Source organism: Streptomyces lasiicapitis, from assembly GCF_014646335.1.
Taxonomy (GTDB): domain Bacteria; phylum Actinomycetota; class Actinomycetes; order Streptomycetales; family Streptomycetaceae; genus Streptomyces; species Streptomyces lasiicapitis.
This window is the reverse complement of the sequence record NZ_BMNG01000008.1, coordinates 226,902-242,897: the sequence shown is the minus strand read 5'-3', so window position 1 is coordinate 242,897 and position 15,996 is coordinate 226,902. Positions and strand designations below refer to the sequence as shown.

Genomic DNA, 15,996 nt, shown 5'->3' with positions numbered 1-15,996 from the left:
CGGTCACAGCAGGCTCTCCGGTAGGTCGACGTGGCGGGCGCGCAGCCACTCGCCGAGGGCCTTGGCCTGCGGGTCGAAGCGGGCCTGCGAGGCGACGCCGTCGCCGAGGATGCCCTCGACGACGAAGTTGAGGGCGCGGAGGTTGGGCAGGACGTGTCTCCGTACGGCCAAGTCCGCGGTCTCCGGCAGAAGTTCACGGAACAACTCGACCGTGAGGGTGTGGGCGAGCCACCGCCACGCGTCGTCGGTACGCACCCACACGCCGACGTTCGCGTCCCCGCCCTTGTCCCCGCTGCGGGCTCCGGCGATCAGGCCGAGGGGGGCGCGGCGGGTGTCGGTCTTGTCGTACGCCAACGGCTCGGGCAGCGGCGGAGGCTGGAGGTCGGCCAACTCCCGCGTGTCCCCCGGCGCCGGAATGCGCACACGGCGGCCGCCGTCGTCGAGGACCGCCACGTGGTCGACGGTCGTGGCGTCGACGTACACGGCCTCGAAGACGCCGTACGGGGTGCCCTTGCCGGGCGGGGCCGTGACGTGGAAACCGGGGTAGCTGCCGAGGGCGAGCTCGATCGCGGCGCCCGTGACGGCGCGGCCGACGAGGTCCGCGTCCCGGTCGCGCACGACGAGCCGCAGCAGGGCGCTGGCGGTCTCCTCGGTGGGGGCGTCGGGGTGATCGGTGCGGGCGAGCTCCCAACGCACGGACTCGGGGCGGGACTTGGCCCGCCCGAGGGCGTCCTCGATCTGATCGCGTACAAGATCGGCCTTGGCGTCGATGTCGAGCCCGGTGAGGACGAACACGACCTCGTTGCGGTGCCCGCCGACGCGGGTGAGTCCGGCCTTGAGGGTGGGCGGCGGGGCCTCACCGCGTACGCCGTCGACGCGGACGCGGTCGGGGCCGTCCGGGGTGAGGCGGACGGTGTCGAGGCGGGCGGTGACGTCGGGCCCGGCGTAGCGGGCGCCGGAGGTCTCGTACAGGAGCTGGGCGGTGACGGTGCCGAGGTCGACGACGCCGCCGGTGCCGGGGTGCTTGGTGATGACGCAGGAGCCGTCTTCGTGGATCTCGGCCAGTGGGAAGCCCGGGTGGAGGAGGGTGGACGTGGGCTTCTCCGTGAAGAAGGCGTAATTGCCGCCGGTGGCCTGGGTGCCGCATTCCAGGATGTGCCCGGCGACGACGGCGCCGGCGAGCCGGTCGTGGTCGCCGGGTCCCCAGCCGAAGTGGGCGGCGGCGGGCCCGGTGACGAGGGCGGCGTCGGTGACGCGCCCGGTGACGACGACGTCCGCGCCGGCGCGGAGCGCCGCGGCGATGCCGAAGCCGCCGAGGTAGGCGTGGGCGGTGAGGGCGTCGGGGTGGCGGGGTCCGAGGTCGTCGCCTTCGACGTGGGCGACACGGGCCTCCAGGCCGAGGCGGTCGGCCAACTCCCGGATCCTGTCGGCCAACCCGGCGGGGTTGAGCCCTCCGGCATTGGCAACAACCCGCACACCTCTCGCCAGCGCCTCCCCCAGACACTCCTCCATCTGCCGCAGAAACGTCTTCGCGTAACCGCGATCCGGGTCCTTGAGGCGATCGCGACCGAGGATGAGCATGGTCAGCTCGGCGAGATAGTCACCGGTGAGGACGTCGAGGGGCCCGCCGGTGAGCATTTCCTGTACGGCACTGTGCCGATCACCGTAGAACCCACTGGCGTTGCCGATACGGAGAACGCCCTGGCCGTCACCGCTCACGCCGCCCCACCCCCCGCCGAGGCCTCCCGCCCCTCCCCGGGCGGCCCGGCGAAGGCCTGGGCGATGCCGAGCCACTGGTCGGCGTCGGCCCCTTCGGCTCGCAGGTCGAGGTCGTCGCGGTGGGCGCGCCGGGTGGCGAGAAGGCAGAAGTCGAGGGCGGTCCCGGTGACGCGCTGGGTGGCGCCCTCCTCCCCGAACGTCCACAACTCACCACTCGGGGCGACGAGTTCGACGCGGAAGTCCTCGGCGGGCGGAGTGAGCCCCCGCACCGCGTACGCGTAGTCACGAGCCCGGACGCCGATGCGGGCGACGTGGCGGAGCCGGTCGGTGGGCACGCGGTGGACGCCGAGGGCGTCGGCGACGTCCTGGGCGTGGGCCCAGGTCTCCATCAGCCGGGCGGTCCCGACGGAGGCGGCGGACATGGGCGGCCCGTACCAGGGGAAACGAGCCCCGGCGGGGGCGGCGCGCAGCACCCGCTGCAACTCGTCCCGCCCGGCCCGCCAGCGGGCGAGCAGCTCGGCGGGCGGCAGCGCGGCCCCTTCCCGGGCCCCGTCGTCGACGAAGGTGTCCGGCGACTTCATCGCCACAACCGCGTGCGCGGCGAACGCGTCGGCGTCGGTGGCGGCGAGCAGGGCGGCCTGATCGGTCCAGGCGAGGTGGGCGACCTGATGCGCGATGGTCCACCCCACGGCGGGGGTGTGCACCGCCCACTCCTCGTCACCCAACTCCCCGACCAACTGGTCGAGTTCGGCACTCTCGTCGCGCAGATCATCGAGAACGGCGATGACGGTACTGGCGGCACCGGACACGGGCGGCGCGGCTTTGGGCACGTCGGACACGGGGCGCTCCCCTCGGGGGACGGCGGTGTGTCCTGGAGCATGGCAGCGCCACGAGAAACAATCAAGCGTGCTTGGTTATCTTTTGCAGGATGACGGCGCCTCCGCCGCGCGGGGGAAGCGGATCATGAGCTGGCCTGATTTCTGCGTGCCTCGGATCCAGAACAGTGATCCCCATGGCAATCAGCGAAGCGAGTCCGACGAGAGCGACGAGAGCGACGAGGGCGGTCGAAGGAACCGAGGGGACCGAGCGGCCCGTGCCGCTCTGGGCAGAGCGCACCGCCCGCCTGATCCCCCTCATCGGCCTGCCGGTATGCCTGTGGCGGCTGCCCATCGGGGTCGACTTCATGATGGGCATGGACGCTTCGCCCACGCCGTGGAACCGGTGGGCCAGCGTGTCCTACGTCCTCGCGCTCAGCCTGCTGTCCGAGGCGTTCGCGCTGCTGTGCCGCGGTCTGGTGCGCCCGTGGGGCGAGACGGTGCCGGGCTGGGTACCGATGCTCGGCGGCAGGCGCATCCCGCCTTTCGCGGTGATCGTGCCCGGGACGCTCGGGGGGCTGCTCTTCACCGCGCTGCTGGTCGACTGGGTGCTCTGCACCTTCCACGTCGCCGGCTTCTCGGACGTCCCGTACACAAACGTGTGGTGGCAGCTACTGGCGTCCACGGTCAGCGGCTTGATCGCCCTGTGGGGTCCGTTGGTTCTTGCCCTGACGTACGCGTACTACCAGCGGCGTTGCCGCCGAGCTGACGCGTCTGCAGCGCCCGCAGGGACGCGGCCTGCGCCTCTCGCCATGCCCGGCGCAGGCGGGTGCCCTCGACGCACTGAGTCGTGAGGTGGTCATGCGAACAGTGGCTGAGGTGCCGCATATAGGCGGCGTAGAGGTGGGACGACGGGTCGTCGGGCGGAGGCGGGGTGGAGTGAGGCACGCTCATGGTTCGACCGTCCTCAGGGCGTCAACGGTCGAGAGCAGGGCGCGCAGGTGTGCCGGGTCGCAGAGGTTGCCGGGGTGCTGGGGTGGGACCGCCCAGGCCGCGAGCATCGAGGGGCTGCCGGGGCGGGGCACGCCGAGGTAGGTGCCGGTGGTGAGGCGTTCCTCGGGGCCGTCCCAGGCGGCGGACGGGGCGACCAGCGCGTAGTACGGCCGGCCGCCGCTCCGGGTGTCCCGGATCACGGGGCCGTGCAGCCAATCGGCCAGCGCGGCGGCCACCGTACGGGGTTCGTCGCTGCCGACGGCGGCGTGGATGCGCTCGGCGGGGACGCGGACGGCGTCGAAGCGGCGGCCGAGCGGGAGCAGGGCGATGCCGTGGTGCGACCACTCCGCGTGGGCTTGGCCCGGGACGGGGTGGGCGTATGCCAGCCAGTCGGAGATCGTTCGGTTCTCGTGGACGTTCACGTCACACCCCTGCCGTCCTCGCTGATCAGGTCTATGACCAGGGTGGCAAGGCGCAGGAGCGGCAACTGTCACCCTTCGGTGACAACTCCCGTCATATGCCGATCCAGGCTGCGAGGTGGCTGACCGTGTCCTGCGCACGCCGCTGTTGATGAACGAGTTCGTGGATCGTCTCGCGTGCGCCAGGGTGATATCTCGTCTGTTGGGGCGCGACTTCGCGAGCCTGAAGCAGGGACCTCGTCGCCGCGTCGATCCGGCCCGTCTCCACCTCCGAGCGGGCCCGGTCGATCAGGAGGTGGGCTCTTCGCGAGGCCGGCCAGTCACGGGGAAGCGTCACCTTCCGTGCCTTCTCGACCGCCTTGCCGTAGTCGCGCAGTTCGGCGAGTGCGGACACCTCGTGTGCCGCGACATTCGCGGGGCCGAAAGACAGCCAGTGCACGCTCCCGGCCTCGCCGACCCGGTCCGCGATCGCCCCGGCCTCGGCCAGGTGCAGGGCGACGCCGTCGGCGTCGCGCGCGCGGGCAGCGATGACCGTGGCGCCCAGATGGAGCTGCCCGGCCACGGCGAGGGACGCGGTGCTCTCCTCGGCCTGCTCCAAGGCCCTGTGTCCGGCTGCCACGAGGCGCTGCCCGATGGTGTGCTCCCCCTCGCGGAAGTACACGAGCCCTCGCATGTACTGGCGCACTGCGGACAGCAGCGGATCGGAGGCACGCTGTGCCGCCCACTCCATCCGGTCCAGGGCGATGGTGGAGAGATCGTAGAAGCCGAGCTTGACGGTGATGTCGTGTGCGCTCCGGTACGTGGAGCCGAGTGCGGCCCACAACTCCCGTGACGGCTGCCGGTAGGCAACCGTGGTGAGTTCGGCGACCACCTGCGGCAGTGCCCGCGCCGCCCTGTTCAGCTGAGTGGCACGCACGTGCGCGCACAACGTGTCTGCGGCCACCACCAGTTCGGCCGGACTCCTCGTCGCCAGGTCCGGGTCCGGCCCGAGGTCGTACAGGTCGAGGGATTCCCGGATGGGGCGGATGAGCTCGGCGATCCGGTCCTGTCGCAGCTCGGTCATGTAGGGCTGTCCGGTCAGGGCCGTGACGTCAATGCGCAGCGCCCGCGCGACCGCGGCGACGAAGCCGGGACTCGGCGTCTTGTGGCCGCTCTCGACCTGGTGGACCAGGCTGTAGGAGTAGCCCGCCCTGAGCGCGAGCCCCTGCTGGGTCAGCCCGGCAAGCTTGCGCTGCTCGACGATCCGGGCCCTGGTGTCACGGTGTCTGGGCATACGGGAACTCCGTTCCTGACTCGCCGGATGGAACGCTACCCGCGCCGTGCGCCACCGCACTCGTCGCTTCCCCACTCCACGTGGGCACGGGTCGGTTGCGGCTGATCGACCACACACGGTGGGATGAGGGACATGGCCTCACGGACGCTGTACCTGTTCGGCTCCGCCGCACCCCCGGTGTTCGATCTCGCGGGTGTCATCGAGACGGCGCAGGCGGACGGGTGGAACGTCTGCGTCGGGCTGACGCCTACGGCGGCGGAGTGGCTCGGTGACGGTCTCGACGGTCTCGCCTCGCTCACGGGGCACCCGGTGCGCAGCCAGTACAAGCGCCCCGGCGAGCCGGACGTGTGGCCCAAGGCGGACGCGATCCTTTTCGCGCCGGTGACCTTCAACAGCATCAACGCGTGGGCGCTCGGACTCACCCACACCTTCGTCGTGGGCGTCGTCGCCGAAGCGATCGGCAAGCGCATCCCCACGGTCGCGGTGCCGTGCGTGAACGCCGCGTACGCGCGGCACCGCGCCCTCGACCGCAGCGTCGCCGAGCTGCGCGACCAAGGCGTCACGGTCCTCTACGGCGAGGGAGGCTTCACGCCCAACCCGCCCGGCTCGGGCACGCCGGACGCCTACCCGTGGGGTCCGGCGCTGGACGCGGTGCGGCGCGTGGCCCGCTGATGCGAATGGGGCGCCCAGGCTTGTCGTTGGGTGCCTCCGCAGAAGCGCCAGAAGGCGGTCAGGTCAACGCCCGCAGCGCCGCCGCCGACGCCACCAGCCCCTCCCGCTCCAAGGAATCGATCACATCGGCGACCACCGCGTTGGGCGGCTTCCTCCACACGTCCGCCATCTGCGCGAGCACGGCATACACCAGCCCGGGAGACAGGCCGACCTGCGCTTCGATGAACGCATCCGGATGGACGGCCTGCACGTCCCAGGCGGACAACTTCTCGGCGGGAAAGTCCCTCAGGTTGGACGTGACGATGACCTGCGCCTTCGCCCGAATGGCAGCCGCCAGGACATGACGGTCGCCGGGGTCCGGCAGATCGAGTATGTCGATCAGCGGTTCGTATCCCTTGACCAGGACATCCCGGATCGCCCCCGCCATCCGATCCCGTGTCAGATCCAACTTCCGCGGATCCAGGTCGGGCCGGTTCTCCTTCAGGTTGCGGAAGGTCTCATCCAGGATCTGGTCCGTCCACTTCGCCTGTACGAGACCAGCCTGCGCCACGCGAATGAGAACGTCACGCAAAGTGCTCGGATACAAGACATTGGCGTCGTAGATGGCGACGAAAGCCATGCCCTAGATCGTTCCCATCTCCTGGCCGAGCTGGGTGAGCTCATCAGCCACCAGTCGACGACGGTGATCGTCTCTGCGCTGGTACTCCAGCAAGGACGACGCGGTGATTCTGCGGTGCGAGCCAACCGTTCGGTACTCGATCTCCTCGGCGTCCAGGAGGCCGATGAGGAAGGGGCGGGACACGTTGAGCATGTCGGCCGCTTGCTGAGTGGTGAGCTCGGCGTCGGACGGAACGATGGACACGGCCCGGCCGGCACCCAGGTGCGCCAGCAGCGAAGCGAGCAGTTCTACAGCTTCGCGAGGGAGAACCAGGGGCTCGCGGTCGACTCCGTCCTGGACGGTGACTCGGACCTGGGATGCGTCCTGGTGTTCCGCCAGGTAGTCCCGAACCCGGGAGAGGGCCTGATTTGCAGATTCCTGCTTCTCGTCCGGAAGTTTCACCGGGCGAACATCAATCTTGGTCATTTCGCGCGCCCCTAGATGCCGTGGGTGGGCGCCAGTGATAGTCCGCTGCCGTTGGCGCGACCGCGGGCTGGCGTGGCGGTCTCATGGTCGTGTCAGCGCTGTGCCACAAATCAAAGTATCCGCAATATTCGAAATAAGCGCAACAGAACACATGGCGCCTACCCCCCTCACCCCTGCGGCACCTTCGCCTTCCCCTGTCCCACCTGAGTCCGCACAGCCCCCATGCTCGCCGCGATGACCAGGGTGATCGCGAGGGACTCCAGGAGGGTGAGGGACTGGTTGAGGATGAGGAAGCCGGCGATGGCGGCGATGGCCGGTTCGAGGCTCATCATGACCGCGAATGTCGATGCGGGGAGGCGGCGCAGGGCGAGGAGTTCGAGGGTGTAGGGGAGGACGGAGGACATGACGGCCACGGCGGCCGCGAGGCCCAGGGTGCTGGGGACCGTGAGTTTCGAACCCGATTCGACGATGCCCAGGGGCAGGACCAGGATCGCCGCCACCGCCATCGCCAGGGCCAGGCCGTCCGCCTGCGGGAAGCGGCGGCCCGTGCGGGCGCTGAACACGATGTACGTCGCCCACATCGCGCCCGCCGCCAGCGCGTACGCCACGCCGACCTTGTCCAGCGCGGCGAAGCCCCCGCTCCCGCCCCCGCCGAGCAGGAACACACCGCACAGGGCAAGCCCCGCCCAGACGGCGTTCACCGCCCGGCGCGACGCGATGACGGAGAGGGCCAGCGGCCCCAGGACCTCCAGCGTGACCGCCGGGCCCAGCGGGATGCGGTCGACCGCCTGGTAGAAGAGGCCGTTCATCGCGGCCAGCGTCGCGCCGAAGGCGAGGACCGTGCCCCAGTCCGAGCGCGAGTGCCCGCGCAGCCGGGGGCGGCAGATGACAAGGAGGACGACCGCGGCGAAGAAGAGGCGCAGCGTGACCACGCCCAGCGCCCCGGCACGCGGCATCAGGCTGACGGCGATCGCACCGCCGAACTGCACGGAGACGCAGCCCGCGAGGACGAGGCCCACGGGCGCGAGGGCGGCACGGCGGCTTCCGGCGCCGTCCGACGCGGCATCGGCGGCTTCCCCCGCGACCTCGGGCTGACCGACGGTGGCCGGTGCCTCCACCGCCGCCACCGGCACGTCACCGGCCGCCGACGCCGCGGCACCCGGAACCGGCGCAGCAGCCGACCCATCCGTACGCGAGATGTTCACGCCAAGCCTTTCCCGCCGTCGCCGCCACGACGACCTTCCGTACAGTCCAAGCTCATGGACTCTTCCGTCCAAGGTAATGGACTACGTCAGGATTGTGGAACCCTTTCGCAGCTTACGAGTGGCAGAACCGGACGTACACCCGCAAAGTCCCGGGCGCCGCGTCAGGGAACGACGCTCACCCCTCGTCCAGCGCCTCCGCGAGCACCTCCGCGAGGTGCCGCCCCCGCACCCCCGCCATCTGCTCCAACTGCGTACGACACGAAAAGCCGTCCGCCAGGACCTCCGCCCCCTCCGGCGCCTGCCGCACGGACGGCAGGAGCTGCTCCTCCGCGCACGCCGTCGACACCTCGTAGTGCCCCTTCTCGAAGCCGAAGTTGCCCGCGAGGCCGCAGCAGCCGCCGGCCAGTTCGCCGTCCAGGCCCGCGGCGGCGCGCAGCCGGCGTTCGGCCGCGTCGCCGAGGACGGCGTGCTGGTGGCAGTGGGTCTGGCCGACGGCGGGGCGGTCCAGGCGCGGCGGGCGCCAGTCGGGGGCGTACTCCTCCAGGGTCTGCGCGAAGGTGCGGACGGAGGCGGCGAGTGTCCGCGCGGCCGCGTCGCCCACGCCGCCCAGTTCCACCAGGTCCGTCTTCAGGGCCGCCGCGCAGCTCGGTTCCAGGACGACGAGCGGCGTGCCCTCGCCCAGGCGCTCCAGGAGCGGGCGCATCAGCTCCAGCGTGCGGCGCTGCACCGCGCGAGCCCGGTCGAGCTGGCCCGTGGAGACGTACGTGAGCCCGCAGCACACGCCGTCCGGCGGCAGCACGACCGTCAGGCCCGCCGCTTCGAGTACGCGCACGGCGGCACGTGCGACGGAGGGCGAGAGGTGGTCGGTGAAGGTGTCGGGCCACAGGACAACCGTGCCGACGGAGCGGCCGGGAACGCCCGCACGCCCCACAGAAGCGCCCCCACGCGTACGCCACCACCGCCGAAACGTCCGCGCAGCCACCCGCGGCAACCCCCGCCGCGGCTCGATCCCGCCAAGCCGCTTGGCGAGCGCGGCCAGCGGCCCGACGGACGCGAGCAGGTTGACAAGGCGGGCGGACCGCGTCGCCGCCACCACCCGCAGCCACCGCGGCAGCCGCCCCATCGCGTAGTGGGCGGCGGGCCGCCGTCGCCCCGCGTAATGCTGGTGCAGGAACTCCGCCTTGTACGTGGCCATGTCGACGCCGACCGGGCAGTCGGAGCGGCAGCCCTTGCAGGACAGGCACAGGTCGAGCGCGTCGCGCACCTCGGTCGAGCGCCAGCCGTCCGTGACCACCTCGCCCGCCAGCATCTCGTGCAGCAGCCGGGCGCGCCCCCGCGTGGAGTGCTCCTCCTCGCCGGTGGCGCGGAACGAGGGGCACATGACGCCACCGCCCGAAGCAGCCGTCGGCGTACGGCACTTGGCGACGCCCACGCACCTGCGTACGGCCGCCGAGAAGTCCCCGCCGTCGTGCGGGTAACCGAAGGCCACGTCGACGGGCTCGCGCGGCAGCGGCGTGAAGCGGAGGTTCGTGTCGAGGGGGGCGGGGCGGACCAGCATGTCGGGGTTGAGGAGGCCCGCCGGGTCCCAGAGGTCCTTGACCTGCTCGAAGAGGCCTACGAGTTCGCGACCGTACATCTTCGGGAGCAGCTCCGCGCGCGCCTGCCCGTCGCCGTGTTCGCCGGACAGCGAGCCCCCGTGCGCGACGACGAGGTCGGCGAGGTCCTCGGAGAAGCGGCGGAAGCGGCCCACGCCCGCCTCGGAGAGGAGGTCGAAGTCGATGCGTACGTGAATGCAGCCGTCGCCGAAGTGCCCGTACGGGGTGCCGCGCAGGCCGTGCTCGGTGAGCAGCGCGCGGAACTCCCGCAGATAGGGCCCGAGTCGGGCGGGCGGCACCGCGCAGTCCTCCCAGCCGGGCCAGGCCTCACTGCCGTCCGGCATGCGGGTCGCCGTGCCGGACGCGTCCTCGCGCACCCGCCACAGGGCGCGCTGCCGCGCCGGTTCGTCGACGACGACGGCGTCCACGCAGTCCGCGGCGCGCACGATCGCGGTGGCGTGCGCCCGTGCCTCGGCCGGGCTCGCCCCGCCCGTCTCCACGAACAGCCAGGCACCGCCCTTGGGCAGCCCGCCCGTGTCCCGCACGAGGTCGGCGGCCATGCCCTCGACGGTGAGGGGGCGGTGCGGGAGCAGTCCGGGGGCGGCCTCGGCCGCCGCGCTCTCGTCGACGTATCCGAGGACGGCGAGCGCCCGCGCGCGCGGCGCCTCGACGAGGCGGACCGTGGCCTCGGTGAGCACGCCGAGGGTGCCCTCGCTGCCGCAGAAGAAGCGGGGCAGGTCGGGGCCGCGTTCGGGCAGGAGGGCGTCGAGGGCGTAGCCGGAGATGCGGCGCGGAAGGTCGGGAAAGCCGGTGCGCAGCGTGGCCAAGTGGGCGTCCACCAGGGGGCGCAGGCCCGCGGGGGCGCCGTCCCAACTCCCGCGCACGAGCGTGCGCGGGATGTCGCCGTCGCCCGCGATGACCGAAAGATCGTGGACGTTGTCCGCCGTCGTGCCCCACGCCACCGAGTGCGAGCCGCAGGAGTTGTTGCCGATCATGCCGCCGAGGGTGCAGCGGCTGTGGGTGGAGGGGTCGGGGCCGAAGGTGAGTCCGTGGGCGGCGGCCGCGTCCCTGAGGGTGTCGAGTACGACGCCGGGCTGCACGCGGGCGGTCCGCTCCTGCGGGTCCAGGTCGAGGATCCGGTCCATGTGGCGGGTGAAGTCCAGGACGACGCCGGTGCCGGTGGCCTGCCCGGCGATGGAGGTGCCCGCGCCTCTGGCCACGACGGGGACGCCGTGGTCGCGGCACGCGGCGAGGGTGGCCGCGACGTCGGCGGCGTCGCGCGGGGCGACCACGGCACGTGGGACGCGGCGGTAGTTGGACGCGTCCATGGTGAACAGGGCGCGCCCGGTCACCGAGAAGTCGACGTCCCCGCGCACCGCGTGCCGCAGCGCCTGCTCCAGCTCGTTTCCGTTACCCATGCCTCACAGGTTGCCCAGGGCGGCGCCTGTACTCACCGCAGGTCCCGTCACTGCCCCACGCGCCCGTCCACGCACTCCCGCAACAGATCCGCGTGCCCGCAATGCCGCGCGTACTCCTCGATCCGGTGCACCATCAGCTCCCGCACCGACGTCCTGTCCTTGCCCAGACGCGCCCCCAGGTCCGGGTGCTCGGCCAGTTCGGCGTCCATCGCTGACTGCTCGCGCTCCAGATCGGCGTACGCGGCGTCGACGACGGCCTGCTCGGCGACCGCGCCGTGGAAGTCGCCGTCGGGCTCGCCGTACAACTGCGGCAACAGGTCGTCCTCACGGATCCAGTTGCGCCAGTCCCGCTCCACCTCGGCGAGGTGCCGGACCAGGCCGAGCAGCGACATCGTGGACGGCGGCACCGACCGGCGGGCCAGTTGCTCCGCGTCCAGGCCCTCGCACTTCATCCGCAGGGTCAGGCGGTACCCGGAGAGGAAGTCGAGCAGCGTCGCGAGCTCGCCCTCCGGGCTGGCCTCGCTGTCGCGGGGGTCGTCGTCCGGGTCCGCCCACATGTCGGGGTAGACGGTCGCCTGCGTCCATCGTGCGGGTTGTTCGCTCATGCGGGCCATGGTCGTCCGCGGGGGTCGGGGGCCGCCACTGGTTAACGGCGGCCCCGCCCCTGAGCGCAGGCAGCACGGCCCCTTGCCGAAGGCAGCACGGCCCCTTGGCGGAGGCCGCCCCGCCCCTCAAGCCCGGCTAACGCCCAGCTCGCGCCCGGGACGAGCCGTCTCGCGGGATGGACCGGGCCCGCCCGGCGCGCCCGGGAACGGCTACGCTCCCTTCCGTGGCTGAGATCCAGATTCCCGCTGACATCAAGCCCGCCGACGGCCGTTTCGGCGCGGGCCCCTCCAAGGTGCGGACCGAGGCGCTGGACGCCCTGGCCGCCACCGGCACCTCTCTCCTGGGCACGTCCCACCGCCAGGCCCCGGTGAAGAACCTGGTGGGCCGTGTCCGCGAGGGCGTGCGCGACCTGTTCCAGTTCCCCGAGGGTTACGAGGTGATCCTCGGCAACGGCGGCTCCACCGCGTTCTGGGACGTGGCGACGCACGGCCTGATCGAGAACAAGTCCCAGCACCTGTCCTTCGGTGAGTTCAGCTCCAAGTTCGCGAAGGCGGCCAAGCTCGCCCCGTGGCTGGCGGAGCCGACCGTCATCACCTCCGAGCCGGGCACGCACCCCGCTCCCGAGGCCGAGCAGGGCGTGGACGTGTACGCGTTCACGCACAACGAGACGTCCACCGGCGTGGCCGCCCCCATCGAGCGGGTCGCGGGCGCCGACGAGGGCTCCCTGGTCCTCGTGGACGCCACGTCCGGCGCGGGCGGCCTGCCCGTGGACATCGCGCAGAGCGACGTCTACTACTTCGCCCCGCAGAAGTCCTTCGCCTCGGACGGCGGCCTGTGGGTGGCCGCGTTCTCCCCGGCCGCCATCGAGCGCGCCGAGCGCGTGCACGCGAGCGGCCGCCACGTGCCGGAGTTCTTCAGCCTGCCCACGGCGATCGACAACTCCCGCAAGAACCAGACGTACAACACCCCCGCGCTCGCCACCCTGTTCCTGCTCGCCGAGCAGCTCGACTGGATCAACGGCCAGGGCGGCCTGGACTGGTCGGTGCGCCGCACGGCGACGTCCGCGCGGACGCTGTACGGCTGGGCCGAGGAGTCCAAGTACGCGACGCCGTTCGTCACGGACCCGGCCAAGCGCTCGCAGGTCATCGGCACCATCGACTTCTCCGACGAGATCGACGCCGCCGCGGTCGCCAAGGCGCTGCGCGCCAACGGCATCGTGGACACGGAGCCGTACCGCAAGCTGGGCCGCAACCAGCTGCGCGTCGCGATGTTCCCGGCGATCGACCCGGCGGACGTCGAGGCGCTCACGAAGTGCGTCGATTACGTGATCGAGAAGCTGTGAACGTACGTACGTAGACGAGAGGGCCCGGTACACCGCGTGTACCGGGCCCTCTCGCGTTGCCGGACTAGCGGCTCAACCGCTTGAACCTCCGCACCGCCAGCGGCAGGAACACCGCCGTCACCACCAGCGGCCACACCACCGCCATGAGGACCGCGTTCTGCTCGATCCAACTGGAGCCGCCCGCACCGGGGTTGCCGAAGAGTTCGCGGGCCGCCGTGCCCGTGGACGACACCGGGTTCCACGCGGCGATCGGGCCCAGCCAGTCCGGCATCAGGGACGGGGCCACGAACACGCTGGAGATCATGGTCAGCGGGAACGCCACCCCGTACAGGCTGCCCGCCGCCTGCGGGGTCGGCACGACCAGGCCGAGCCAGACGCCCACCCAGATCAGGCTGAAGCGGAGAAGGAGCAGGAGGGCGAAGGCGGCCACCGTGTTCAGGACGCCGTTGTCGGGGCGCCAGCCGATCGCGAGGGCCGTCAGCGCGAGGATCGTCAACTCGGCGCAGGCCACGACGAGATCGGACAGACCGCGTCCGGCCGACACCGCCGACGGCGCCATGGGCATGGAACGGAAGCGGTCGATGACGCCCTTGGAGGCGTCCATCGCGACGCCCATCGCGGTGTTCATGAAGCCGAAGGCCATCGTCATCACGAACATGCCGGGCATCAGGAACTGCTTGTAGTCGCCCTCGTTGCCGGGGGTCTTCATGGCCTCGCCGAAGACGAAGCCGTACAGGAGCACGCTGATGATGGGGAAGCCGAGCTGCCAGGCGATGGTGATCGGCTGGCGCTGGAAGTGGGTGAGGTAGCGGCGGGTGATGTTGAGGGTGTCGGCGAGCGCCCAGTGGGCCCGCCCGCGTCTGGGGCCCGCGGGCGCCTGGGACACCCCGGCCTGTGTTCCGGCCACTGCCGTCGTCGCGTCGCTCATGCTGCCGCCTCCGTCTTCTCGTACGTGGCGTACGCGCCGTCCGCGTCGCGGTCCTGTGCGGGCCGGTCCCCCGTCAGCTGCAGGAACACGTCGTCCAGGCTCGGGCGCCGCAGCCCGATGTCCTCGACGGCGATGCCCTCGTCCTGGAGGGTGCGGGCGACGTCGGTGAGCGCGGCAACCCGGTCGGTGACCGCGGCCTGCACGCGCCGCTCCGCGATCACGGTCTCCGTGGCGCCCCTCGCGACCCGCGCGACGGCCTTCTCGACGGCCGGCAGGTCGGCGGCCTCGGCGACCACGACCTCCAGGTGGCTGCCGCCGACGGTCGCCTTCAGGCCGTCGGGGGTGTCGTCGGCGATGGCGCGGCCCTGGTCGATGACGGTGATGCGGGAGGCGAGCCGGTCGGCCTCCTCCAGATACTGCGTGGTGAGCAGGACGGTCGTGCCGCCCGTCACCAAGTTGCGTACGGAGTCCCAGACTTCGCTGCGGCCGCGGGGGTCGAGGCCGGTCGTCGGCTCGTCCAGGAACAGGACGGACGGGGCGAGGATCATCGAGGCGGCGAGGTCGAGGCGGCGCCGCATGCCGCCGCTGTACCCGCCCGCGCCCTTGTCGGCCGCGGCCTCCAGGTCGAACTGCTCGAGGAGTTCCTGCGCCCGGCGCGCGGCGAGCGTGCCGCCGAGGTGGAAGAGGCGGCCGAACATCTCCAGGTTCTGCCGGCCGGTGAGGATCTCGTCCACCGCGGCGTACTGACCGGTGAGGCCGATGCGGGAGCGGACCTGGCGGGCCTCGCGCGCGACGTCCGCGCCGCCGACCTCGGCCCGGCCGCCGTCGAGCCTGATCAGCGTCGCCAGGGCGCGCACCGCCGTGGTCTTGCCCGCGCCGTTCGGCCCGAGCAGGCCGTGCACCGTGCCGTGCTCGACGGTCAGGTCGAAGCCGTCGAGGGCGCGCTTGTCGCCGTACCGCTTCTCCAGGCCGCGGGCGAAAACCGCGTAGTCGCTGCTGCTCACTACCCCTCCAAGTGCGCTGAGTACACCGTACCCAATCGAGAGTACACCGTACCCAGTTTTGCCCCAAGGGCTTATCGTGAGATCCATGGCGACCACGGAGACCAGCGGCAGCGGCGACATCACACGCAGCCTGGAACTGATGTGGGGCAGCGGCGAGCGCCCCACGCGCGGACCCAAACCGGGTCTGACCCTGGAGCGGATCGTCACCACCGCCGTGCGCCTCGCCGACGCCGAGGGCATCGCCGCGGTCTCCATGCGCCGGCTCTCCACCGAGCTCGGCACGGGCACGATGTCGCTCTACCGCTACGTCCCCGGCAAGGCCGAGCTGCTCGACCTGATGCTCAACCACGTCCAGGCGCCCGGCGGGGACAGCGCCGCGTTCCCGGACCACTGGCGCGCGGCCCTGGAGACCTTCGCGCGCGGAACCCTGGAGCAGTACCGCGAACACCCCTGGCTGCTCCAGGTCAACCAGGCCCGCCCGGTGCTCGGCCCGAGCGTGGTCGAGGGCCTGGAGCTGGTCCTGTCCCCCATCAAGCCGATGGGCCTGCGCGACGTCGAGCTGATCTCAGTACTGATCATGGTCGAGGGTTACGTGGCCGGGGTCGCGCGCACCCAGGTGCAGGCCGCCCAGGCGGCAGAGGAGAGCAAACTGACGGACGAGGCGTTCTGGGACGCACAACGCCCGGTCCTGGAACGCATCATGGAAAGCGGCAAGTACCCCTTGATCGCAGGCCTGTCGGAAGACTCCTTCGGCTCAGAGTTCGACCACTTCGAGTTCGGCCTGGCGCGCATCCTGGACGGCTTGGAGGTCTTGGTGAAGGCGCGCGCAGTGCGGCCTGCCTAGGGAGCGTCTTCAGGGGCGCGGGGCTGTGTCGATATGCGGCTCCGCCGCGTGGGCGCGACCAGCCCCCACCGGCCCGCAG

The 15,996-nt window shown here is 71.7% G+C and carries 15 protein-coding genes; 4 read left to right on the top strand and 11 right to left on the bottom strand.

The window, feature by feature from the left end:
* Nucleotides 1–3: 3 nt before the first annotated feature.
* Both IEY91_RS19555 and IEY91_RS19550 read right to left on the bottom strand, forming a co-directional pair.
* Nucleotides 4–1,719, bottom strand: a complete 1,716-nt coding sequence (locus IEY91_RS19555) for an acyclic terpene utilization AtuA family protein (RefSeq protein WP_189174983.1) — start codon at nucleotides 1,717–1,719, stop codon at nucleotides 4–6.
* The gene (locus IEY91_RS19550) at nucleotides 1,716–2,558 is read right to left on the bottom strand and encodes a TIGR03084 family metal-binding protein (protein ID WP_189174982.1); all 843 of its coding nucleotides are present in this window, start codon (nucleotides 2,556–2,558) and stop codon (nucleotides 1,716–1,718) included. The genes IEY91_RS19555 and IEY91_RS19550 overlap by 4 nt, the downstream gene beginning before the upstream one ends.
* A 254-nt stretch (nucleotides 2,559–2,812) precedes the next feature.
* Here IEY91_RS19550 and IEY91_RS19545 point away from each other — a divergent pair, with 254 nt between their 5' ends.
* Nucleotides 2,813–3,388 (top strand): hypothetical protein, encoded by a 576-nt coding sequence (locus IEY91_RS19545; protein ID WP_189174981.1) that lies wholly within the window; start codon nucleotides 2,813–2,815, stop codon nucleotides 3,386–3,388.
* A 96-nt stretch (nucleotides 3,389–3,484) separates the two neighbouring features.
* Here IEY91_RS19545 and IEY91_RS19540 read toward each other — a convergent pair whose 3' ends face one another.
* Nucleotides 3,485–3,949 (bottom strand): hypothetical protein, encoded by a 465-nt coding sequence (locus IEY91_RS19540; RefSeq protein ID WP_189174980.1) that lies wholly within the window; start codon nucleotides 3,947–3,949, stop codon nucleotides 3,485–3,487.
* 91 nt (nucleotides 3,950–4,040) lie between these two features.
* Entirely contained in the window at nucleotides 4,041–5,219 is a 1,179-nt protein-coding gene (locus tag IEY91_RS19535) for a helix-turn-helix domain-containing protein (protein ID WP_189174979.1), read from the bottom strand.
* Nucleotides 5,220–5,351: 132 nt separating this feature from the next.
* On the opposite strand from IEY91_RS19535, the gene IEY91_RS19530 reads away from it, so the two are divergent.
* Nucleotides 5,352–5,891 carry a flavoprotein gene (locus IEY91_RS19530; RefSeq protein WP_189174978.1) on the top strand — a complete coding sequence of 180 codons (540 nt, stop codon included), beginning with the start codon at nucleotides 5,352–5,354 and terminating at the stop codon, nucleotides 5,889–5,891.
* A 58-nt stretch (nucleotides 5,892–5,949) separates the two neighbouring features.
* Here the strand turns inward: IEY91_RS19530 and IEY91_RS19525 are convergent, their stop codons facing one another.
* From IEY91_RS19525 to IEY91_RS19505, 5 genes are all read right to left on the bottom strand, one after another.
* Complete coding sequence (locus tag IEY91_RS19525) at nucleotides 5,950–6,510, bottom strand: PIN domain-containing protein (protein WP_189174977.1); 561 nt, start codon at nucleotides 6,508–6,510, stop codon at nucleotides 5,950–5,952.
* Between the two features lie 3 nt (nucleotides 6,511–6,513).
* Nucleotides 6,514–6,975, bottom strand: a complete 462-nt coding sequence (locus IEY91_RS19520) for a helix-turn-helix domain-containing protein (RefSeq protein ID WP_189174976.1) — start codon at nucleotides 6,973–6,975, stop codon at nucleotides 6,514–6,516.
* A 167-nt stretch (nucleotides 6,976–7,142) separates the two neighbouring features.
* The gene (locus tag IEY91_RS19515) at nucleotides 7,143–8,180 is read right to left on the bottom strand and encodes an EamA family transporter (protein ID WP_229697084.1); all 1,038 of its coding nucleotides are present in this window, start codon (nucleotides 8,178–8,180) and stop codon (nucleotides 7,143–7,145) included.
* Nucleotides 8,181–8,355: 175 nt separating this feature from the next.
* Nucleotides 8,356–11,193, bottom strand: a complete 2,838-nt coding sequence (locus tag IEY91_RS19510; protein ID WP_189174975.1) for an FAD-binding and (Fe-S)-binding domain-containing protein — start codon at nucleotides 11,191–11,193, stop codon at nucleotides 8,356–8,358.
* A gap of 47 nt (nucleotides 11,194–11,240) precedes the next feature.
* Nucleotides 11,241–11,807 carry a DinB family protein gene (locus tag IEY91_RS19505; RefSeq protein WP_373287979.1) on the bottom strand — a complete coding sequence of 189 codons (567 nt, stop codon included), beginning with the start codon at nucleotides 11,805–11,807 and terminating at the stop codon, nucleotides 11,241–11,243.
* A gap of 215 nt (nucleotides 11,808–12,022) precedes the next feature.
* On the opposite strand from IEY91_RS19505, the gene serC reads away from it, so the two are divergent.
* Entirely contained in the window at nucleotides 12,023–13,141 is a 1,119-nt protein-coding gene (gene serC, locus IEY91_RS19500; protein ID WP_164323732.1) for a phosphoserine transaminase, read from the top strand.
* Nucleotides 13,142–13,205: 64 nt separating this feature from the next.
* On the opposite strand, the gene IEY91_RS19495 is transcribed toward serC, so the two are convergent.
* Together IEY91_RS19495 and IEY91_RS19490 are read right to left on the bottom strand one after the other, a co-directional pair.
* Nucleotides 13,206–14,069, bottom strand: a complete 864-nt coding sequence (locus IEY91_RS19495) for an ABC transporter permease (RefSeq protein ID WP_229697083.1) — start codon at nucleotides 14,067–14,069, stop codon at nucleotides 13,206–13,208.
* Nucleotides 14,066–15,073, bottom strand: coding sequence for an ATP-binding cassette domain-containing protein (locus IEY91_RS19490; protein ID WP_164323730.1), 1,008 nt, complete (start codon nucleotides 15,071–15,073; stop codon nucleotides 14,066–14,068). The genes IEY91_RS19495 and IEY91_RS19490 overlap by 4 nt, the downstream gene beginning before the upstream one ends.
* Nucleotides 15,074–15,158: 85 nt before the next feature.
* On the opposite strand from IEY91_RS19490, the gene IEY91_RS19485 reads away from it, so the two are divergent.
* Nucleotides 15,159–15,917 (top strand): TetR/AcrR family transcriptional regulator, encoded by a 759-nt coding sequence (locus tag IEY91_RS19485; protein ID WP_189174973.1) that lies wholly within the window; start codon nucleotides 15,159–15,161, stop codon nucleotides 15,915–15,917.
* Nucleotides 15,918–15,996: the final 79 nt, after the last annotated feature.